Annotated in this window: 19 protein-coding genes; 10 read left to right on the forward strand and 9 right to left on the reverse strand. The window is 63.1% G+C overall.

The genetic code is table 11. The features are described from left to right. The first annotated feature begins 29 nt into the window (after positions 1-29). Together VSR72_RS15220 and VSR72_RS15225 are read left to right on the forward strand one after the other, a co-directional pair. Positions 30-3,374 (forward strand): adenylate/guanylate cyclase domain-containing protein, encoded by a 3,345-nt coding sequence (locus tag VSR72_RS15220; protein WP_342953163.1) that lies wholly within the window; start codon positions 30-32, stop codon positions 3,372-3,374. Between the two features lie 193 nt (positions 3,375-3,567). After that, a complete protein-coding gene (locus VSR72_RS15225) occupies positions 3,568-3,885 on the forward strand; it encodes a DUF4148 domain-containing protein (RefSeq protein WP_342953164.1) in 318 nt (105 codons plus the stop codon). A 90-nt stretch (positions 3,886-3,975) separates the two neighbouring features. Here the strand turns inward: VSR72_RS15225 and VSR72_RS15230 are convergent, their stop codons facing one another. Continuing rightward, positions 3,976-5,109, reverse strand: coding sequence for a porin (locus VSR72_RS15230; RefSeq protein ID WP_342953165.1), 1,134 nt, complete (start codon positions 5,107-5,109; stop codon positions 3,976-3,978). 452 nt (positions 5,110-5,561) lie between these two features. Between VSR72_RS15230 and VSR72_RS15235 the strand changes: the two genes are divergently transcribed. After that, positions 5,562-7,145: a tetratricopeptide repeat-containing glycosyltransferase family protein gene (locus VSR72_RS15235; RefSeq protein WP_342953166.1), complete on the forward strand. Its 1,584-nt coding sequence runs from the start codon at positions 5,562-5,564 to the stop codon at positions 7,143-7,145. Positions 7,146-7,195: 50 nt separating this feature from the next. Here VSR72_RS15235 and VSR72_RS15240 read toward each other — a convergent pair whose 3' ends face one another. Further along, positions 7,196-8,329 (reverse strand): porin, encoded by a 1,134-nt coding sequence (locus tag VSR72_RS15240; protein ID WP_342953167.1) that lies wholly within the window; start codon positions 8,327-8,329, stop codon positions 7,196-7,198. A gap of 490 nt (positions 8,330-8,819) precedes the next feature. Between VSR72_RS15240 and VSR72_RS15245 the strand changes: the two genes are divergently transcribed. The 5 genes from VSR72_RS15245 (at position 8,820) to VSR72_RS15265 (ending at position 13,583) form a co-directional block, all read left to right on the forward strand. Beyond that, positions 8,820-9,938 carry an ABC transporter substrate-binding protein gene (locus tag VSR72_RS15245; protein WP_342953168.1) on the forward strand — a complete coding sequence of 373 codons (1,119 nt, stop codon included), beginning with the start codon at positions 8,820-8,822 and terminating at the stop codon, positions 9,936-9,938. 113 nt (positions 9,939-10,051) lie between these two features. Continuing rightward, positions 10,052-10,984: an ABC transporter permease subunit gene (locus tag VSR72_RS15250; protein WP_342953169.1), complete on the forward strand. Its 933-nt coding sequence runs from the start codon at positions 10,052-10,054 to the stop codon at positions 10,982-10,984. Beyond that, on the forward strand, positions 10,981-11,772 hold the full coding sequence (locus VSR72_RS15255) for an ABC transporter permease (RefSeq protein WP_342953170.1): 792 nt from the start codon (positions 10,981-10,983) through the stop codon (positions 11,770-11,772). Before VSR72_RS15250 ends, VSR72_RS15255 begins: the two co-directional genes overlap by 4 nt. A gap of 18 nt (positions 11,773-11,790) precedes the next feature. Further along, positions 11,791-12,858, forward strand: a complete 1,068-nt coding sequence (locus VSR72_RS15260; protein WP_342953171.1) for an ABC transporter ATP-binding protein — start codon at positions 11,791-11,793, stop codon at positions 12,856-12,858. Between the two features lie 131 nt (positions 12,859-12,989). Next, entirely contained in the window at positions 12,990-13,583 is a 594-nt protein-coding gene (locus VSR72_RS15265; RefSeq protein WP_342953172.1) for a cytochrome c, read from the forward strand. A gap of 51 nt (positions 13,584-13,634) precedes the next feature. Here the strand turns inward: VSR72_RS15265 and VSR72_RS15270 are convergent, their stop codons facing one another. Together VSR72_RS15270 and VSR72_RS15275 are read right to left on the reverse strand one after the other, a co-directional pair. After that, positions 13,635-14,435: an NAD(P)-binding protein gene (locus VSR72_RS15270; protein ID WP_342953173.1), complete on the reverse strand. Its 801-nt coding sequence runs from the start codon at positions 14,433-14,435 to the stop codon at positions 13,635-13,637. Between the two features lie 169 nt (positions 14,436-14,604). Beyond that, positions 14,605-14,850, reverse strand: a complete 246-nt coding sequence (locus VSR72_RS15275; protein ID WP_342953174.1) for a hypothetical protein — start codon at positions 14,848-14,850, stop codon at positions 14,605-14,607. Positions 14,851-15,138: 288 nt separating this feature from the next. On the opposite strand from VSR72_RS15275, the gene VSR72_RS15280 reads away from it, so the two are divergent. Both VSR72_RS15280 and VSR72_RS15285 read left to right on the forward strand, forming a co-directional pair. Continuing rightward, positions 15,139-15,444, forward strand: a complete 306-nt coding sequence (locus tag VSR72_RS15280) for a DUF4148 domain-containing protein (protein ID WP_342953175.1) — start codon at positions 15,139-15,141, stop codon at positions 15,442-15,444. Between the two features lie 285 nt (positions 15,445-15,729). Then, the gene (locus VSR72_RS15285) at positions 15,730-16,104 is read left to right on the forward strand and encodes a septal ring lytic transglycosylase RlpA family protein (RefSeq protein ID WP_342953176.1); all 375 of its coding nucleotides are present in this window, start codon (positions 15,730-15,732) and stop codon (positions 16,102-16,104) included. Between the two features lie 85 nt (positions 16,105-16,189). Here the strand turns inward: VSR72_RS15285 and VSR72_RS15290 are convergent, their stop codons facing one another. The 5 genes from VSR72_RS15290 to VSR72_RS15310 form a co-directional block, all read right to left on the reverse strand. Next, on the reverse strand, positions 16,190-17,491 hold the full coding sequence (locus tag VSR72_RS15290; protein WP_342953177.1) for an MFS transporter: 1,302 nt from the start codon (positions 17,489-17,491) through the stop codon (positions 16,190-16,192). Between the two features lie 46 nt (positions 17,492-17,537). Next, a complete protein-coding gene (locus VSR72_RS15295) occupies positions 17,538-18,137 on the reverse strand; it encodes a peroxidase-related enzyme (protein WP_342953178.1) in 600 nt (199 codons plus the stop codon). Next, entirely contained in the window at positions 18,134-18,649 is a 516-nt protein-coding gene (locus VSR72_RS15300) for a CMD domain protein (protein WP_342953179.1), read from the reverse strand. Before VSR72_RS15300 ends, VSR72_RS15295 begins: the two co-directional genes overlap by 4 nt. A gap of 95 nt (positions 18,650-18,744) precedes the next feature. After that, complete coding sequence (locus VSR72_RS15305; RefSeq protein ID WP_342953180.1) at positions 18,745-20,217, reverse strand: NAD(P)/FAD-dependent oxidoreductase; 1,473 nt, start codon at positions 20,215-20,217, stop codon at positions 18,745-18,747. Then, complete coding sequence (locus tag VSR72_RS15310; protein ID WP_342953236.1) at positions 20,217-21,194, reverse strand: LysR family transcriptional regulator; 978 nt, start codon at positions 21,192-21,194, stop codon at positions 20,217-20,219. The genes VSR72_RS15305 and VSR72_RS15310 overlap by 1 nt, the downstream gene beginning before the upstream one ends. Positions 21,195-21,560: the final 366 nt, after the last annotated feature.

Consider the following 21,560-nt stretch of genomic DNA (forward strand, 5'->3'; position numbering starts at 1 on the left):
GGAGGGCGTCTCTCGAGATCAGGGGCTATATGCGCTGCACAAATTGTGGCTTCGAATGCCGCGAGGGCGCGAGGTTTTGCGAGCAGTGCGGCACCGTCGTCGCTCACACTGCGCCGCTCCCATCCCCTGTCGATTACACCCCTTCACGCCTCGCTGAGCAGATCCACGCCGCTCAGGCGGCCCTCGAAGCCCGCGGCAAAGCGCTCAGCGAACGTAAGACCATTACCGCCCTGTTTGCGGACATGGCCGGCTCGACGGCACTCATCTACGGCCTGGATCCGGAAGAGGCTCACAGTCTGATCGCTCCCGTCCTCGAGTTGATGATGGAAGCCGTTCACCATTACGAGGGCTTCGTAGCGAAGTTGCTCGGCGACGGCATTCTGGCCTTGTTCGGCGCGCCGATTGCACACGAGGATCATCCGCAGCGCTCGCTCTACGCCGCGCTCAGAATGCAGCAGGCCATGCGCCGTCATAGCGACCGCATTCGCCTCGAGCGCGGCATTCCCTTGCAGATCCGGGTGGGGGTCCACACCGGCGAGGTCCTCATGCGGTCCATCCACAAGAGCGACTTGCAGGCGGACTATGATCCTGTCGGCAACACGATCCATATCGCCTCGCGCATGGAGGCCATTGCGACGCCGGCATCGATACTCGTGAGCCAGTCCACCTATAGGCTGACCGAGGGCTATTTCGAGTTCAAGGCCCTGGGACGAACACAGGTCAAAGGCGTGGTCGAACCGCTCGATGTGTACGAGGTGCAGGGGCCGGGCGTGCTACGCACACGTCTTCAGGTGGCCGAGCGGCGCGGGCTGGCCCGGTTCGTCGGGCGCGAGCCTGAACTCAACGCTCTGCGCAGTGCACTCGTTGCCACGAAAGCCGGTCAATGCAGCATCGTCGGCGTGGTTGGCGAAGCGGGCGTTGGAAAATCGAGGCTCTTTCACGAATTCAAACGCTCGGCGCTAAAAGGATGTCGCGTGGTGGAGACGTTCTCGGTCTCGCACGGCAAATCCTTCGCGTATTTGCCGCTCATCGAATTGCTGAAGGACTACTTTCAGATTTCATCGGAAGACGACGAACGGCGCTGCCGCGAAAAGGTGACGGGCCGGGTGCTTTCCCTCGAACGCAATCTCGAGGACGGCGTACCGTATTTGCTCCATCTGCTCGCAATCGGTGAACCAGCCCCGGCCCTCGCGCAAATGGATTCGCAGATCCGGCGCGACCGCACGTTCGAAGCGATCACGCAACTCTTTGTGCGCGAGAGCGTGAACGAACCCGTCGTCCTGGTGTTCGAGGACTTGCAGTGGCTCGACAACGAGACGCAAGCGTTCCTTGCCTACCTGGTTGAGCGCGTTTCGAGTGCGCATCTTCTGTTGCTGCTGAACTATCGCCCGGAGTATCGGCATGACTGGGGCGATCGCGCCGGGTATGTGCAACTGGTGCTGGAGCCGCTGGATCGTGCCGACGCGCAAGGCCTCATTAGCGCGCTCGTCGGCGACGACCGGACGCTTGTTGGCGTCAAACAGCACGTGCTCGATAAAACGGAGGGCAACCCATTCTTTATTGAGGAAGTCGTCCAGACTTTGGCCGAGGAACACGTGCTCGTGGGCGCGCCTGGTCATTATCGAATGGAAGCGGCGCCGGTCGCGCTACATATCCCGACCACGGTGCAAGGCGTGCTCGCTTCGCGTATCGACCGGCTGCTCGCCGCAGACAAAGACTTGTTGCAGACGCTCGCGGTGATTGGGAAGACGTTCCCGGCGAATCTCGTTCAGTGTGTCGTCGATTTGCCTGACGATGAGCTGTACGCGAGTCTGTCACGTCTGGAAGCGGGGGAGTTCATCTATGAGCAGCCCGCTTTTCCGGCGGTGGAATATGGCTTCAAGCATGCATTGACGCAGGAGGTGGCGGGCAGTTCGATGCTGGCCGAGCGTCGCCGGTTGCTGCACGAGCGCATCGGTCAGGCGATCGAAGCGCTTTTCCATGCACGTCTCAAGGACTACTGGAACGAACTCGCGCATCACTATAGCCTCAGCGGAAACGTCCCGAAAGCGGTCGAGTATTTGCATAGCGCGGGCCAGCAGGCGTGGCAACGCTCGGCAAACGCCGAGGCGCTCCGCCAGCTCGGCATGGCGCTGGATCTGCTCGCCGGCCTGCCTGAAACGCCCGAACGCGCCGATCGTGAACTGGCGTTGCGGCTTGCCATCGGGCCGGTCTTGATGGCCGCGAGAGGATGGGCCTCGCGCGATGTGGAGGCGACCTATTCGCGCGCGCTGGAGCTGTGCAGATTAGCGGGGCAAACGCCGCATCAGTTCCGCGCGCAAACCGGGCTGCGGATGTTTTATCAGTTGAGCGGCGAATATAAAACGGCCAAGGAAATCGCCGAACGGCTGCTCGAACTGGCCGAGCGCGCGAATAATCCCACGCAGGTCATGGAAGCGCATTATCTGCTCGGCATGAGCTTGTTCAGACTCGGTGAGCTTCCCGCTGCGCACGCTTACCTTGTCGGCTTGAGGAATTCGGCGTTGCTACAGGACGCCGGGCAACTCGATGAGGAAATCTTTGCGCACGGGCGAGACCCGCGAAGCGTGGGCGAAGGCAGCCTCGGCCTCGTTCTTTGGCATATGGGATACCCGGATAAGGCATTAAGGCATGCTGAACAAGCGCTCACGCGCGCCCGCTCGATACACGATCTGATCAGTCTCGGACAAACGCTTATTTTCAAGTCCGAGCTTCATCAATTGCGCCGCGAGGCCACGCAGACTCATGCCTGCGCCGAGGCCGCCATCGCGCTTGCGACGGAGCAGGGTTTTCCCATGATTCTCGCGTGGGCGACCATGCTTCACGGCTGGGCGCTATCGGAGGCTGGGAAAAAAGAGGAGGGCATTGCGCAAGTGCGCCGTGGCCTTGCCGACTATGAAGCGACAGGCGCGCGCCTTGGCCGCTCGTACTTTCTCGCGTTGTTGTCCGAAACCTATGCAAGGGCCGGTTTGCGCGACGCCGGGCAACAAGCGCTGGCCGAGGCCATCGCGGCTTGTGAAACGTCGGACGAGCGGTATCACGAGCCCGAGTTGTATCGGCTCAAAGGCGAATTGTCGCTGCTTCCAGCCGGGCTTTGCGCAATCGCAGCCGCGGACCGCGATGCCGCGCAAGCGAGTTTCAATGCAGCAATGACGATCGCTCGCCAACGGGGCGCCAAATCGCTCGAACTTCGCGCGGCGTTGAGCCTCGCGAAGCTTCATCGCGAAGAGGGAGGCACGCGTGCGGCCCGCGAGATCCTCGCTCCGGTCTATGAATCGTTCACGGAAGGTTTCGCAACGGCAGACTTACGAGAAGCCGTGGAATTGCTTGATGCGCTCGCGTCGAGCAACGGCTGAACGATCGATGCGCTTCGCGGGGGAAACGTCGGCGTTCCTCCCGGCCCTGATTACCAACTTGTAATCGGCAGGTCAGTTTCGGGAAAGCGGTGGTTGCGCAAAATGCCTGTCAACTCTTCGCCAATTCACGCGGGGAGTTCATAGGCCGCGTTCTTTCGGATGTGGCCACTAACCCGACTCAAGGTGACCCATCATGAAAACGCTTCTTCGTGCCGTACTGATTTCCTGCGTCCTCGGCGCCCCCGCATTCGCATTCGCGCAAACCAGCAATGCGCCGGTCACGCGCGCCGAAGTCCGCGCCGATCTGATTCAAGTCGAGCAGGCCGGCTATAACCCGCACGGCTCCGACCTGTACTATCCGTCCGACATTCAGGCAGCCGAAGCGAAGGTAGCGGCGCAAGACGCGTCCCCCGCAGCACAATCAGTGGGCGGCGTGGCGATGACGGGCACATCGCAGAGCGGCACAGCGCTCGCACTGAACGACACCGCGTCGATTTACGCCCACCGGTGAGCGCTATCGTGCAGGCCGGTAGCACCGGGAAAGCACGCGGGCAGGCAGACACCAACGCGCCTGCCTGCCCGTGCTCAGATCGCTATCGTATTAGAAGCGATGGCGGATACCCACGGTCGCCACGGCTTGCGAGTTCGAATCCGACGCGGAGACGCCCATGATGTCCGCGTGAATCTTTCCTTCGCCGTCCACGACGCGCTGATACGCGGCTTCGGCGTACAGGTCGGTGCGCTTCGAGAGCGCGTAGTCGCCTTGCAGCGTGAACTGATGGAACTTCGGATTCACACCATCCAGGCTCGCGTCCGTGTACGTATAAGCGCCCGACAGCGTGAACGCAGGCGTGAACGCATAGCGGCCATTGACTTCGTAGTTGCTGAAGCGCGCGCTGTTGCCGGCGAATGAAGTCGTCGTGCCCGCATTCGCGGAGTTGATTGCCGTGAGATTGCTCAACTGCGTTTGGGTGAACACGAAGCCCACGTTGGCCGCGCCGAACGCGTAGTTCAGGCCGGCGCCATAGGTGCGCTGACGCGAAGCGGTGAAAGTGGCGTCGTCGCTGACCGCGCCGCTGCTGTTGATGCTCGCACCCGAGTTGTTCAGCTGCAGGTAGCCCGCAGCCGCCTTGAGGCCGCCGAACGTATACGTGGCGCCAAGGCTGTACGCGCGGTTATTCGCGAAGCCGCCCGCGGCGTTCGAGAAGCCGTACAGCGCATTGAACTTGAGGCCGCCGTAGTTCACGCTCTGGTACTTGAGCGAATTGCTCACGCGGAACGAGTTGTTGAGGTTATCGTTGTCGTACGGGTGCGCGGCGAGCGTGCCGCCGTATTGCGTGCCGTTCAGCGACAGCCCGCCCAGGTTGTCGACCACGCTGTCGTACTGACGACCCAGCGTAAGCGCGCCTGCCTGATCGCTCGAAAGACCGACAAACGCCTGGCGGCCGAACATGCGGCTGCCTTGCTTCGCCGCTCCGGTCGAAATGCTGAAGCCGCTCTCGAGCACGAAAATCGTCTTCAGGCCGCCGCCAAGGTCTTCGCTGCCGCGCAGGCCCCAACGGTTGCCGGTGAGCGCGCCGCTCGACTGTTGCACATTCGAGCTGCCCGACTGGTTGCTCGTGTACAGGACGCCTGCGTCCAGCAAACCGTAAAGCGTGACCGAGCTTTGTGCGTGTGCTGCGCTCGCGAAAGAGGCTGCGGCGACCGCGAGAGCGGAAAGGGTGTTCTTTTTCATCAATACTCCATTGCTTTGTTTTTCGCCCGAATGCGAGCGAGCGCGGAGCATAGCGCGATATCCGGAATGCATTTCTGAACATGTGGCATGATTGCCACGATTATTGGATAACATTGCCTTACTTATTCCAGGTTATTACATTCCCAACACTGGGGATAGAAATATCCAGTAAAACAATGACTTCCCATACGTCCGCACGATGGGTCAGACGCGTTATTTTTCGCATTTTTATAGTAATTTGCAGAAATATTCAAAGATCGATTTCCTGAACCATTACAATTAGTGAATAACCGGGAGAAATGCACGTTACTCCACGGTTTGAATCGACTTCTGCGCGCCCCTGCCAGGATTTACGGCGACGTGGCGCAACGACACTGAGCGGGCCCGGCCGAGGTAAAATGCCGCCTTGAGTCCTCATCCATGCAATTCGGGCGCGAGCGCCCCGCGTTCCCATGACTGACACCATCGTCGCGCTGCTCGCTCAGGCTAAGCAGCATTTCACCGCCGGCCGCATCGAAGCCGCGGAGCACGATCTGCAATCGATCCTGCAAGCGAATCCCGATCACGCGGGCGCGCTGGAAGCGATGTCCTTCGTGCACGCTACGCGCGAGGATTACCCACGCGCCGCCGAATTCGCGTGGCGTGCAGCGCAACCAGCCGCAACGCTGCCCGAGCAGTTGCAGCAGGCCGCGCGCATATGCCAGTTCGCGCAACGTCACGCCGACGCCCTCGCGCTTTACGAGCGCCTGCTTGTGCTCGCGCCCGATCACGCCGAATCGCTGCTCGGCGCGGCCATGTCGCTGATTCAACTGGAGCAGGCCGAGACTGCACTCGCGTATCTCGCACGCCTCGCGCGCCGTTATCCGCACGCGGCGGAAGCACACTACAACCGGGGCACGATGCTGGGCCTGCTGGGTCGTTACGACGAGGAACTCGAGGCATATCGGCGGGCAATCGAACTCAAGCCGAATTTCGTCGCCGCCTATGTGAATCTGGGCGTCGCGTTGCGCGACCTGCATCGTTTCGATGAAGCGCTACGGCAGTTCAAGAAAGCGCTGTCCATCGACACGAACGACGCGGGCGCACGCACGAATCGCGCGCAGACCAATCTGCTGCTCGGCGAATTCGAGCACGGCTGGCGCGAATACGAATGGCGCTGGCGCGACGGCAAGATGACGCACGATTTTCCCGAGGCGACGCAATGGAAAGGCCAGTCGCTCACGGGCAAGACCTTGCTCGTACACGCTGAGCAGGGTCTCGGCGACACGTTGCAGTTCGTTCGCTTCATCGAGCGCCTGCACGCGAAGGGCGCTAGCGTGGTCGTGCGCGTACAGGATGCGCTGCTGCCGTTGTTGCAGCACGTGGCCGGCGCGGCGAGCGTGACAGGCGATACGTCCGCGCTGCCTGCGTTCGACTATCACGTGCCGATGTTGAGCCTGCCGCACGCGCTCGCACTGCGCGAAGCGGATTTCGCGACTTCGGGCCCGTATCTTCGCGCTGATGCCGACGCTGCGGCGCGCGCGTCGTGGTCCGACGTGATCGGCCCCGATGCGAATGAAGACAAGCGGCTGCGCGTGGGCGTGGTCTGGTCGGGCAGCACGACGCACTTGAACGATCGCAATCGCTCGATGCCGCTTGCGGAACTGCTGCCGCTGTTCGACGCCGATGCGCGCTTCGTATCGCTGCAAAAAGAGTTGCGCGAGCGCGACCGCGCGTGCATGGCCGAACTCGTGCAGCGCGGACGGCTGATCGACGCCGGCGCGCGACTGACGACGTTTTCGGCGACGGCGGCGCTCGTTGCGCAACTCGATCTGGTGATCGCCGTGGATACGGCGGTCGCGCATCTGGCGGGCGCGCTCGGCAAACCCGTGTGGATCGCGCTGCCGTTCACGCCGGACTGGCGCTGGCAGCTCAATCGCGACGACAGCCCGTGGTACGCCGCGGCACGCCTGTTCCGCCAGACGCGCCGCGGCGAGTGGGCCGACGTGGTGACCGCATTGCGCACGGCGATCGATACGCGGATCGCCGCGCGATAAACCGCCGGAGAAGCGGGCATGCCGCCCGTCCGCGGCGGCTTCCTGCGCACTTAGAACCGGTGGCGCATGCCGATCATCACAATGGCTTGCGAACTCTTGCCGGAGTCGATTTCGGTCGAACCGATCACAGCCTGTGCGGTGCCATCGCCATTTTCGCCGCTCGCGTGGCCGTAACCGCCCACCGCATAGAAGTCGGTACGCTTGCTGATCACATAATCGGCGCCCAGCGCGAACTGGTTGTACTTCGCCGACGAATCGCCGCTCGTCTTCATATACGTATAGCCGATCTCAGTCGTCAGCGCGGGTGAGATCTGCCACAGTGCGTACACCGACCCCGTGTTGTACTTTTGCGCCGTCGTGAAGGACGAGCTTGCGTCCGGCACATATTGCGCGAAGCTGTAGTAGCCGCCGAGCGTCACGGAGCCGATGGCATAGTTGCCGCCCAGGCGCGCGATATTGATGGAGCGGGCCGACGAATAAGCGTCGTTGACCGACGTGGTAAACAGCGAGTCGGCCGTCGTCGTGCCGCGAGTCGACAGCACGGTGTTGCCGTTGTCGATATGCATGAAACCGGCCGCGAGCCCCAGCGGCCCTTGGGCATACGAAACCGCGCCGCTCCACGTCTGGCCCGAGCCCTGCGAGCCTGCCACACCGCCAAATGTGTACATCCATTCCGTCTTGAGACCCGCCCACGACGGGCTTGCCCATTTGATCGCGCTGTTAAAGCGCGCGGTATTGTCCGCATTGTCGATGTCGCCCGGCGTCGAGAACATGCCGCCCAGATAGTTGTCGCCCTGGATGGGCTGCACGAGGTCGGTGAGCGGATCGTACTGACGCCCGGCGGTCAGCGTGCCGAACCGGCTGTCCTGCAGCCCGACGAATGCCTGGCGACCGAACAGGCGGCTTCCCTGGCCCGACTTGCCGGTTTCCACGTTGAACCCGCTTTCGAGCGTGAAGACCGTCGTCAGTCCGCCGCCGAGATCTTCGCTGCCCTTCAAGCCCCAACGGGAACCCGAGAGGTTGCCGCTCGTCATCGAGATTTGCGAGCTTTGTCCGCCGGAATTGTGCGTGTACTGCATCCCCGCGTCGATGAGGCCATACAAGGTCACGGAGTTCTGCGCGAAGACGTGGGTGGAGAATCCTGAAAAGCTAAGGATAGCTACAGAAATAGCGGACTTCTTCATCGAAATATTTTCCTTGTTGTCTAAGAGGCGTCGGCGACGGGCTGGTCGGTACAGGCCCGTGCTGCGCTTTTCGTGCATGAATCGATCATGCCGACGACAGGCTAATTCCCGATTATTAATTTAATAAGTAGATGTTCTTGGCAATTATTCGAATATCCGTGATTTCGTTTACGGAATTTTTCTCACAAACAATCTTTATAAATATTTCCCTTTCCTCTTGATTCTTACCGGCAGTAACGAATAACGGAAAGCGGTGCGTGAATTGATATTCACGTGCAAACAATATAGACGCGCGACTCTATTTTCAATCCATTTTCCCTTCGAGCTGAATCGTTGACACGAATCTGACTTATGGCGCCATTACGATCTGGCGCGCCTTACGCCCCGGCCTGTATGGCGAAGAAGGGCGTGACTGGCCGCCTGCAGGCGCGCACCAATTCGCTTGCTGTCTTTCACCACACGTTATTTTCGGCAAAGGATGGGAAATTCTATGAATCGCATGAGGTCAAGCCGCTTTGGTTTACTGTCGGCGGCCGGCGCCGCCGCACTGGCCTCCATGGGCATGGGCAGCGCGAACGCCGCGCCGTCCGACGCGCTCGTCGCCGCCGCGAAGCAGGAAGGGCAGCTCACGGTGATTGCGCTGCCGCATGACTGGTGCGGCTATGGTCCGATGATCGAAGCCTTCAAGGCGAAGTATGGGATCAAGGTCAACGAGCTGAATCCCGACGCGGGCTCGGGCGATGAACTCGAGGCGATCAAGGCGAACAAGGGCAACAAGGGGCCGCAGGCGCCGGACGTGATCGACGTGGGCCTGTCGTTCGGTCCGTCGGCGAAGGCGGATGGCCTGTTGCAGCCGTACAGGGTGTCGACGTGGAAGTCGATCCCGAACGACTCGAAGGACGCCGATGGCTACTGGTACGGCGACTATTACGGCGTTCTTTCTTTCGAAGTCAACGCGGACATGATCGACAAGGCCCCGGCCGACTGGAGCGATCTGCAGAAGCCGGAGTACAAGAATGCCGTGGCGCTGGCCGGGGACCCGCGCGCGTCGAATCAGGCGATCCAGGCCGTCTACGCGGCCGGCCTGTCGTCGGCCAGGGGTGATGCGAGCAAGGCCGAAGCGGCGGGCCTCGCGTTCTTCGCCAACCTGAACAAGAACAGCAACTTCGTGCCGGTGATCGGCAAGGCTGCATCGGTCGCGCAGGGCACGACGCCGATTCTCGTGCGCTGGGACTACAACGCGCTGGCCGATCGCGACACGCTCAAGGGCAACCCGAAGGTGCAAGTGGTCGTGCCGAAGACGGGCGTGGTGGCGGGCGTGTACGTGCAGGCCATCAGCGCCTACGCGCCGCATCCGAACGCCGCGAAGCTGTGGATGGAATACCTCTATTCGGACGAAGGCCAGCTCGGCTGGCTCGCGGGCTATTGCCACCCGATCCGCTACAACGAGCTTGCCGCGCAGAAGAAAGTGCCCGCCGCGCTGCTGGCGAAGCTGCCGCCGGCCACGGCCTACAAATCGGCCGTGTTCCCGACGCTGCAACAGCAGGACGCGACCAAGGCGGCCGTGACGAAGCAGTGGGATAGCGTCGTCGGCGCGAACGTCAAGTAAGCGCGCCTGCGCATGGCGGCGCGCGAGGCGTCATTCATGCTCGCGCGCCAGCCGCATTGCGCGCTCGCCGCCGCAATACGTTCCATCGCTCACCCATCGTTGCGGGAAGCCCTATGAGCACTGTATTCAATGTGGAGCCCAACGGGCCCGATCTCGCCGCGCCGCCGGGCGACCGTCCGCGCTCGAAGCGGCCGTCCGGCGCGGCGCGTTACCTGACGTGGTTAGGCGTCGCGCCGTTCTTTATTTTCACGCTGCTGTTCCTGATCGTGCCGACCGTGTACCTGATGGTCGGCGCGTTCCAGAATGCCCAGGGCCGGTTTACGCTCGACAACTTGCGGCAGCTCTTCGAACCGGAAGTGCTGAGCGCCTACTGGATCAGCATCAAGGTGAGTACCGCGTCGGCGGCGGGTGGGGCTGTGCTCGGCCTACTGCTCGCGTGGGCTGCGGTGCTCGGCCGGCTGCCCGGCTGGATCCGCCCGACGCTGTTGACCTTCTCGGGCGTCGCGTCGAACTTCGCGGGCGTGCCGCTCGCGTTCGCGTTCATCTGCACGCTCGGGCGCGTCGGTCTCGTCACGATGCTGCTGCACCGTTACGCGCACGTGAATCTCTACGCGACGGGCTTCAGCATCCTGAGTTTCTGGGGGCTGACGCTCACCTACCTGTACTTCGAAATTCCGTTAATGGTCCTGATCATCACACCCGCGCTCGATGGTCTCAAGCGCGAGTGGCGCGAGGCATGCGACTGCCTGGGCGGCACCGCGTGGCACTACTGGCGCCTCATCGCGCTGCCGGTGCTGTGGCCGAGTGTGCTCGGTGGCACGTTGCTGCTGTTCGCCAACGCGTTCGGCGCGGTCGCCACCGCTTACGCATTGACCGGCAGCTCGCTCAACATCGTGACGATCCTCCTGTATGCGCAGGTGCGCGGCGACGTGCTGCACAACCAGAACCTCGGCTATGCGCTCGCGCTCGGCATGGTCGTGATCACGGGGCTCTCGAACGGCGGCTATATCTGGCTGCGCGCGCGCGCCGAAAGGGGGCGTCGATGAAAGCGCAATCGCGGCTGGGCGCGTGGATCGCGATTGTCGTTGGCGCGCTGTATTTCCTGATCCCGCTCTTCGCGACGTTCGAGTTCAGCCTGCGGATGCGGCGCGGCACGTACAGTTTCGACGCGTACAAAGTCGTGCTGAGCGACCCGAGCTTTCAGGCCTCGTTCGGCTATTCGGTGCTGATGGCGTTCGTGACGATCGCGATCGGCGTGCTGCTCGTCGTGCCGACTGCCTACTGGGTGCAACTGCGGCTGCCGAAGCTGCGGCCGGTGGTCGAATTCGTCACGCTGCTGCCGGTCGTGATTCCGGCGATCGTGATCGTGTTCGGCTATCTGCGCCTCTACAACAGCAGTTCGTGGCTGCCGATGACCGGCAACGAGCGCGCGACCGACCTGCTGCTCGCATTCGGCTACGTGACGCTGGCGCTGCCCTACATGTATCGCTCGGTCGATGCCGGCCTGCGCGCGGTGGACGTGCGCACGCTCACCGAAGCGGCGGAAGTGCTCGGCGCCGGCTGGCCGACGATCCTCTTCAAGGTGATCTTCCCGAATATCCGCTCGGGCATCCTGTCGGGCGCGTTCCTGACCTTCGCCATCGTGATCGGCGAGTTCACGATGGCGAGCCTGCTCGACCGCCCGGCGTTCGGTCCTTATCTACAGTTGATCGGCGCGAACCGCGCCTACGAACCATCCGCGCTCGCGATCATTGCGTTCGTCGTCACATGGGCATCGATGGGCCTGATCCAGGTCTTCGGCTCCGTGCGCGCGGCGGTGGCTCCCAAATCCTGATGTACCGAGGCGTCATTCATGGCATTCCTTGAGATTGAGAATCTGCACAAGTCGTTTGGCGCGCATACGGCGCTGCATCACTTCGACATCCAGATCGAGCGCGGCGAGTTCATCACGTTTCTTGGGCCCTCGGGCTGCGGCAAGACGACGGTGCTGCGCATGATCGCCGGCTTCGAGGAACCGACGCGCGGCGCGATCCGCATTGCGGGCAAGGACATCACGCGGTTGCGCACGCGTGCGCGCAACGTCGGCATGGTGTTCCAGTCCTATGCGCTGTTCCCGAACATGACGGTTGCGGACAACATCGGCTTCAGCCTGAAGGTCGCGGGCCACACGCCAGGCGCAATCAAAAAGCGCGTGGAAGCGATGCTGGAACTCATCAAGCTGCCGCTCTTCGGCGAGCGCTTCCCGTGGCAGCTTTCCGGTGGCCAGCAACAGCGTGTCGCGCTCGCGCGCGCGATTGCCGGCACGCCTGAGGTATTGCTGCTCGACGAGCCGCTTTCCGCGCTCGACGCGAAAATCCGCATTTCGCTGCGCCAGGATATTCGCATGCTGCAACGCGAACTCGGCATCACGTCGATCTTCGTCACGCACGACCAGGAGGAAGCGCTGTCGATCTCCGATCGCATCGTCGTGATGAACGAGGGGCGGGTGGAGCAGGTGGGTACGCCATCGGACATCTATAACTTCCCGCGCACGCGCTTCGTCGCGTCGTTCGTCGGCACGCTGAACCTGCTGCCGGGAACGATCGTCGACGCGACAACGGGGCGCATCGCGGTGGACGGCCAGGTGCTCACCACCTCGCAGCGACTGCCCGCCGACGATGCGGGCAAAGCGCGCCTGCTTGCCGTGCGGCCGGAAGCGATCCGCCTGGAAGCGCCGGCCGCGGGGCGCAACTCGCTCGCCGCGACCGTAGAGGAGATCGACTTTCTCGGCGCCGTAGTGCGCATCCGCGCGCGCGTGAAGGAGGCCGTCGTCTCGCTGGACATCTTCAACGACCCCAACCGCGCATTGCCGGAACGCGGCCAGAGCGTCGCGCTCGGGTTTTCGCATGAGAATCTGCTGGTGCTGGAAGAGGGCGCGTAAGTCATCCCGACGGCGCCAGGGCGGCTCACGAAAAGAAGCGGAAAGATTGCAAATCGGTAATCTCCGCGACATTTTCTGGCAAGCAAGGACGATAAAGAATGTGAGGACCTTGAACTCCCGCCCTGGCCATCATGTTCTCCACACAACCGCGAATTGGCGCCGTTATCGGAACGGCTGCTGCCGTGCTGGTATTGCTCGGCGTAGCTGGTACCGCCTACATGTATTCAGGGCTGTACGACGTTTCCGCAAGCTCGAAAGACAACCCGATCGTCGCGAAGATGTTGCATTCGACGTACGAGGCCTCGCTGCACCGGCATGGCGGAGCCGACGTTCCTCCCGCCGATCTTCTGTCGCTCGAGAACATTCGCGCAGGCGCGCGGACTTACGACGCAAGCTGTGCGCTTTGCCACGGTGCGCCTGATCGGCCATTGAGCGCGGTGGGCGAGGGCATTCAGCCAGGCGCGCCAAAGCTGCTGGCTGCAAGTCGCCGCAACCAGCCCCCGCTGATGTTCTGGGTGATCAAGCACGGCGTGAACATGACCGCCATGCCGTCATTCGGGAAAACACAATCGGACACGACACTCTGGCAGGTGGCCGCATTTCTCTACACGAAGCGCGGCATATCGAAGGGCGAATATGACCGGCTCGTACACGGCGCCGACGATGGACCCAACGCGGCGATTGCGGGTTCGGGAAGCGGCGCGGCCGCGGCAGGCGCCCATTGAGTCTACGAGTCGCGTCGATAGATTCAATTCACATGGGTCAGGCTACTGGCTTCATTTCGGTGTATCCAGCCGGTCTGCGAGCTTGCCGACCAGCGCATTCGCCACGAGCTCCTCGCCGATGACTACGCCGCGCGCGCCTGCGCTTTCGAATAGCTCTTTTCTCAGGGCATTTTCGCTGGGCACGACAATCGCAAGCGACGCGTTCAGCGTATGCGCCAGCAAGGTGATCGCCAGATTGTTATTGCTGTCGGGCGTTGTCACGACCATCGCCTTGGCGCTATCGAGCCGCGCACGCTTGAGCACGTCGTCGAACACGCCCGGCGAGCCAAGCACCACCATCAGGCCGCGATCCACCGCCCGGTGGGCCTGTTCCTGATCGCCCACGACGACGAGCACCGTTTGCCCCGCTTCACGTAAGCGGTTTGCGACCAGTTCACCCAGCGAATGAAATCCAACCAGCACGACGTGATTCGCCAGATGCTCGAGCTTGCGTTCCATAAGCCGGTTCTCCCGATAAATCATCACATCGTCGCTCGATAGCATGCCGGTGAGCCTTGAAATCGCGAATCCGCCAATCACCATGGTCGCGGACATGGCCAGCAGCATGAAGATCTTCTGACTCTGATTGAACGACGTAAAGTCACCGAGCGTCGTGACGAGATTGAATCCGTCCCAGAGGGCCGCAAATACTTTGTCGGAAACGGGTGTACTGGATTGATCGAGCAGGGCCAGCCCGCAGGCCGCGCCCGCGAGCAGCAGGACAAGAAGGGCAATTGTAAAGCGCGCCTGGCGGCGCCATTCCCGAATACGGACACCCCCGAGGCGGGGCTCTTGAACACGAAAGATCCACATCGTTACCTCCGACCCAGACGGAGACCGATTGGCGATTGTGCGTTGCACATGAGCGTGCTGCATGACAGCTAGCGTATCACTCGGCTGTCCGGGCCGATTTCCGCGTGGCGCCAACCGCCTGTCGGCGATTCCCCAACAGTGTTCAGCCAGGTGATGGTCGCGCCCAGACTCACATCATCGCGATGCGCGCCGGGATGCGCTTCGCGTGGATCGCGTCCGGATGGCATGACACCTGCATCGTGTGCCGCACGCCGCGATGGACGGCGGCGGTGCAACTGTGGAGGCTGACGTGGACCCAACGTGGCTGGGTATGGCTGCCGGCATGATCGTGCTTGTTATCGCCGTGGCTGGCGTGACGGCGCACTACCTCCGCGAGCGTCGGCGGGCCGATCTTCTGCGCAACTTCGATCACCATGAATGGTGGCAACGGACCCACGGCGCAGCCTCCACTGCAGGTGGATTCGGTGCAGGAAGCAGGGCCGTGCGAACGGGAACGTGGCGGACGCAACGAGTGGGGCCGCCGGAAAATTGAGTGAGAGCGTATAGAGCCTGCGCACAGGTTCAGTCCAGTCTTGCACGAAGCGAAGGTGCCCGCTTTGTGCAGGGCCTCGTTCGATACAGGAGACATGGAGCAAAGCGGCGTGTTTGTGCAGACAAGAAGGCTTGTCGCACCCTAAGTGGCAATTGTTAGAGGAAACTCATCATGAAATCCCTTGGTCAAACCTTCGTTATCCTTACCATCATGGCCGCACCGGTTGTCGCGTACGCACAATCGAACACCGCCGTGACTCCAGAGCAAGTCCGCGCCGAACTCATCCAGCTCGAGCAGGCTGGCTATCGCCCAGGCGACGGCGACAACACGAACTATCCAGCCGATATCCAGGCGGCCGAAGCACGCGTTGCCGCGCAGAACGGCGCGAGCAGTTACGGCGGAATGGTCGGCGGCGCGTCGGCGTCGGGTGCGCCCGCGGTGGGTGACGGCATGAAGCCGATGTACTTCGGTCAGTAAGCCGTTTGCGTCGACGAAGCCCTTCCTCCTGGCGGAGAAGGGCTCTTCCGGGCGCTGTAAAATGAGGGCCGGACTTTCAGGTCCGTCGTATGAAACCTATAATGCCGCCAGGACGTTGTGCCTTCCGGGCACGCGGTATGCTCGCCTTCTTTGAAAACGATTAACCACCGCTCATTGACTGACATGTGGTCTATGACGCTATCGCCCCGCTGTGTCGGGCTCTTTGCCATCTGCGCTTTACTTTCAGCGTGCGGACAGATTGCGTCCCGACATGCTGCATGCAGCGTGGATTCCTGCCACACGCGCCACGAAGCGGTGCAAACCGGCGAGGCGTCATGGTACGCGGAGAAGTTCCAGGGGCGTCAGACCGCCAATGGTGAACACTTCGATGCCGGCGCATTGACCGCTGCCCATCGCACCTTGCCGCTCGGCAGCTATGTGCGCGTCAGGTCGGTGGCGACCGGAAAGTCGGTTGTCGTGCGCATCAACGATCGCGGCCCCTACGTCAAAGGCCGGATCATCGATCTCTCTTATGCTGCGGCGAAGACCCTTGGTTTGACTGACGCACGGTCGATGCAAGTGCAGATCGAACGTGTGGAGCACACGTCTAACACGCAGACGGAGTCGGACGGCGGCGGAATCCTGACAACAGGAAGGTGACGCGAGGGCGCTCCACGCCACGCCACGCTTCAGCCGCAACATTCTCGGCCTCGCACCCTTCAAGCCGGCAACGCCCGCTGCATCGTCATGTGGTTTGAGCGGCGCTTGCGCTGCTGCGCCTGAAATGGCTCGGCTTCAGCGCCACGACGGCTACGAGACTGAGCGCGACGCCGATCATCACATAAAGCACCGGCGCGAGCGGCGAGCCCGTGAGTGCGATTAGCCAGGTCACAAAAGTCTGCGCAAAGCCGCCAAAGATCAGCACGACAACGTTATTGACCACGGCGAGCGACGTCGCGCGCGTACGCTTGGGGAACATCTCGGCAAGCGTCGTGCAATAGACGCCCAGAAAGGTCGCGCTCAGCACACCGATCACGATCTGCGCGACCAGCAGGCGCGAGACCGATGGCGCCGCCACGACCCACGCATAGAGCGGATAGATCGCAACGAGGTACGCGCCCAGCGAGCCGACCAGCAGCGTCTTGCGGTCGTAGCGGTCGGATAGCGCCCCGGCGATCGGCGTGACGATCAGCATGACGATGGCCGCGATCATCTGCACCATGAAGCTTTCCGAAACGGGCAGCTTGAGAACCTGCTTCGCATAGGTGACGGTGTAGCCGAACGTGACGTAGAACGTCACAGTGCTCGCCACCACCATGCCCATGCCGATCAGATAGTCGGGCAGTCCGCGCTTGACGGCGGCCGCCTCCGTTGCGCGCGTGTGCGGCGTTGCGTGGATGCGCGCATAAGTTTCGCTTGCGTGGCGGCGCAGGTAGACGGTGAGCGGCGCGATGAGCAGGCCCACCGCGAACGGAATGCGCCAGGCGCCCGCGAGCTGCTGCTCGGGCGTGAACGCTTGCGTGACCACCACACCGAGCGCGGCGCCCAGCAGCGTCGACATGAGTTGCCCGCTCATCTGCCACGATCCGTAAAAGCCGGTGCGGTTCGGCGGCGCCAGTTCGATCAGGAACGCCGTCGACGTGCCGAATTCACCGCCTATCGAAAAGCCTTGCAGAAGCCGGGCGAGGAGCATCAGGAGCGGCGCGGCGAGACCGGCCGTGGCATAGGTCGGCGCGAAAGTCATGATTGCGGCGGCCAGCGCCATGATGCCCATGCCGAGCGTCATGCCCGCCTTGCGGCCATACGTGTCGCCGTAGAGGCCGAGCAGCAGGCCGCCTACTGGCCGCATGAAAAAGCCCGCGCCGAAGAGGGCCGTGGTCAGCAGGATCGCGTTCAGCTCCGCGCCTGCCGCGCCGTTCGAGACCGGAAAGAACAGTTTGCTGATGATCGGCGTCATCGCGGCGAAAATGGTGAAATCGAACCACTCCATCGCGTTGGCCAGCACGGCGGCCGCGATGACGGGCTTGATGCCAGGTTGAGTGCCCATCGGCTATCCCCGGATTTTGGTTGAAGGTTGGTCCTGCACGGTTCGGTCAGGCGACGGGTACTGGCTCGGGAAACACGGGTTCGCCGAGATTGAGCATCAGCCGGTTCGCCCACGCGAAAATGGCGATTGAATGGATCAGGTCGAGCATTTCGGCGTCCGTCAGGCCGGCCTCGCGCAATGCGTGCAACTGGCCTGCGTCGATGTCGTCCGGGGACTCGGTCAGCGCGGCCGAGAAGCGCGCGATCGCCTCTTCGCGCTGTGTCGTGCCGGCGCTGCGAGGATCGGCGAACACCTGGCGGATGACATCGTTGCGCTTGGCGAGCTGCTCGAAACGCTGGGCGTGCACCGAAGCGCAATACACGCAACCGTTGATCCGCGAAACGACGGTGGTCGACAGTTCCCGTTCCGCGCGCGACAGGCCGCCGGGCGCGTACATGATCGCGTTGAACGCGGCGGAGCGCTGCCGCAGGATTTCAGGCTGATGAACCAGAAACCGGTAGTAGTCCGATACTTTTGCCTTGGGGTGGCTCTCTTCCAGCACGGCGATCTGTTCGACGGTGGCACGGTCGAGGTCGACAACGTCGAGCCACGCGTCCCACTCCAGCGATTCGTTCGTGAAGCCGTGGGAACGGATAATGTCGGTCATGACGCGCGCTCCAGTTGCTTGAGGGCTTGCAGACCCGCGAGGAGGCGCGTCTGGTACGACAAAAAGGCAATGAGCTGTGCGAGCGCAACGACAGCGGGCGTCGTGAGTCCGGAGGCGGGCAGCGTTTGCAGCGCGGCCTTGTCGCCAGCGACCGGATTCTCGATCAGCGTGCGCGTGAACGCGAGGATCGCGCGCAGCCGTGGCGCGGAGAGATCCTCGGGCGCACCCGCTTCCACGACCGCGAGCGTTGCCGCATCGACCTCGTGCGCGGCCAGTTCGGCGCGGTAGTGGGCAGCGAGCGCAGGCGAGGGCGTGAGGCGGCTCGCGTAGAGCGCGACGAGCAGCCGCTCGACCAGCGTGAGGCCCTCGAGCGCGGGATCGAACAACCCTTCGTAGCTGCCCTGGGTCGCTTCCACCACCTTGGCGCGTTGGTGCCGCAATGCATGAGTGACCGAGTCGGGCGCGAGGCCCGCGACGCGATCGATGATGTCGTCGTTAGTGTCGTATGTCATGTTCAAGTCCTGAAAACCGCAAATGGCCTGGGCCGTATGCTGTTGCCCCGGCTTGTGTCCGCGCCGAATGCGTCACGGGTTCATTTCACTTCGTTTCATTTCGCTTCGCGCTCGGCGAGTGCCGGGGGCGGTGGCGCAGGTGTCCATTCGTCGCCTTCGACTTCCGGCTCGGAGAAGGCGGCCATATTGGCGTAATGCAACTCGACATCCTCACGATAGAACGTCGCGGCGAGCCCCTTTGCGAGCCGCTTCGCACCTGCGCTAACGGCCGGGATATCGCCCGACAGCGCGCCATGAGAGAGCGTCGCCGGCGCGCAAAAGCAGTGGATGCGTTCGAGCCCGGGACACGCGCCGGGCGTCTTTTCCTGAAACTCGAACACTGGCCCGAGGTCTGGCGAATCGGCAAGCTCGATGTCGTCGTCGTCGCCTGCGGGCGGTGCGTAGCGGTCTTTCCACGCGCGCACGTGACGTGCGAACGGCGCGAACTCGGGACGGCTCGCCAGATCGATACGAAAGCCCGTTGCAAACACGAGGAAATCCAGGACGAAAACACCCTTCGGTGTGCTTACATACAGCTCGTCGTCCGCCACTTCGATACCGGTGATCGGCGCACCCAGGTTGAATCGCGCGTTGGCGTGCCCAGAAACGCGCAGCGTGCTGCCGCGCGGCGGCGGCACCTGCTGCACATTGATGTAGTGGCGGATCTGCCACTTCCAGTCGTCGGACAGCGCAACATGGCCGTGCGTGAGACCGGGATTGCCCGCGCCCTTGCCCTTGTTGATGCGCGGAATGTCCGCGCGGCGGATCAGCAGATCGACCGAGGCCGCGCCCGCTTCGAGCGCCGTGGCCGCGCTGTCCATCGCCGACGCACCCGCGCCGATCACGCCGACGCGCTTGCCGCGCAGCGTGCCGTAGTCCATCACATCGGACGAGTGGGCGTAGAAGCGGCGCGGCAGATCGCGCGCGAATGCGGGCACGGAGGGGCCGCCCAGGCCGTCGCGCCCCGTCGCGAGGACGACGTGGCGCGCAAGAACGGTCTCGTTGCCGGCGGCGCTCGTGACAAAAATCGCGACGCGGCCGTCCGCGCGTGGCGTAATCGCGGCGACCCGGTGCTCGTTGCGCACGTCGATATCGAGCACGTCGCGATACCAGCGCAGATAGTCCATCCACTGCAGGCGCGGGATCTTGTCGAGCGCGTCCCACGCCTGCGCGCCGAACTGCGCCTCGAACCACGCGCGGAACGTGAGCGCGGGCAGGCCGAGCGCGGGACCGGTGAGTTGTTTCGGAGAACGTAGTGTTTCCATGCGCGCCGTGGTCGCCCACGGACCTTCGAAGCCGCGCGGCGATTGATCGTAAATGACGGCGTCGATGCCGAGATGGCCGAGCGCGGCGGCCACCGCCAGTCCGGCCATACCGCCGCCCACGATCGCCACGTCGACAACGGGGCGGCCATCGAGGGTGCTTTCGGGTATCCAGCGCTTCGCCGGCAGTTCGAGCCACGCGAGATCCTCGCGCAGACGGGCTTCGAGCGCGGCAAGACCTGCGGACGATGGGGTGGTTGGATTCATTACGGCAAGGTTTCCTTGGTGGCAGGCAGATCGCCATACAGCGACTGCAGGACTTGGGCGTGCTCGGCGCTCGCGCGCAGCGCGAAATCGGGCAGAACGGCGCGGGCGGCGTCGGCGAGCGCGTCGATGAGCGTCGCGGCCACGGGGGGCAGCGCGATGGCATCGCGCGAGATCACGCCGAAGAAATACGGAATGTCGGCGTCGATCGGGCGGATCGCGACGCCGGCAAGCGGCATGCCGTAGGCCGTGACCGGCTCGAGCACCGAGATGCCCAGACCGGCGCGAACCGCGGTCAGCGCGTTCATCGACGAATTCGTTTCGATCAGACCGCCTGGCGAGACGTCCGCCTGCGCGAACGCATGGTCGAGCCGGCGGCGCAGGCGATACGGGTTCTGCATGGTGACGATGCGCCGGCCCTCGCAGGCCGACAGCGGCAGCCGGTCATGGCGCGCCAGCGGATCGTCGTCGCGCAGCGCCGCGACGCACGCGGATTGCCCGATCCAGTGCACGACCACGCCGCGGTGTTCGAGCGGCAGGCTCGCCACGCCAAGGTCGGCCGCGCCGCTGAGCACCTCGTGCACGACCTGCTCGGGGGGCAGGCTGCGCAGCTGGATCGACTGTGCAGCGCCAGTTACACCGGGTCGAGCAAGCGCGACGGGCACGAGGCCAGCGGCGAGCGCGGAGGTCGCGGCAATGCGCAGCGGCCGGCTTTCGCCGCGGCCAATTTCGCCGGCGCGCTTCTGGATCTGATGCAGGCCCGTCAGCACGTGCTCGACGTCCTCATAGAGCAGGATGCCTTGCTCGGTCGGCGTGACGCGCGGGCCGTTGCGCGTGAACAGCGGATAACCGACCTCGGCTTCCAGTTCCTGGATCAGGCGCGTGATGGCTGGCTGCGAGCGCCCCAGCAAGCGGCCGGCGGCGGTGACGCTACCGGTCGTGATCACTGCGGCGAAGGCTTCGAGCTGGCGTAGTTCCATCTTCTGGTTGTTGTCAGGGCTCAAGAATGCGGATTTCACATTCTGACGCGTTCAAAATGTGTTTTACAAATAATTGATCTTTATATCGATATTCCGGGGCGGCGAAAGAGGGGTTTGCCCGTAGGCGGGGCTTTTCTGGTGGCGGCGTGGGCAGCCAGCCGTGGCCATCACGGTGTGGGACTGGTCTTTGAGCGAGCGGAACCGGATGGCCCTCGGCCCGTCCGGCGCTTCGGTGGGAAAGGGACTGAGCGCCAGGCCTTCTGGCTCGAACGTCACATCGCGGTCAGTTGCGGTGGGACTTCATGGTTTCGAGGGACATGAGGCCCTCGGTCACGAAGGTGTGACAGGCGAGTACGTTCAAACTCA

It is taken from the genome of Paraburkholderia sp. JHI869 (genome assembly GCF_038900775.1).
Classification (GTDB): domain Bacteria; phylum Pseudomonadota; class Gammaproteobacteria; order Burkholderiales; family Burkholderiaceae; genus Paraburkholderia.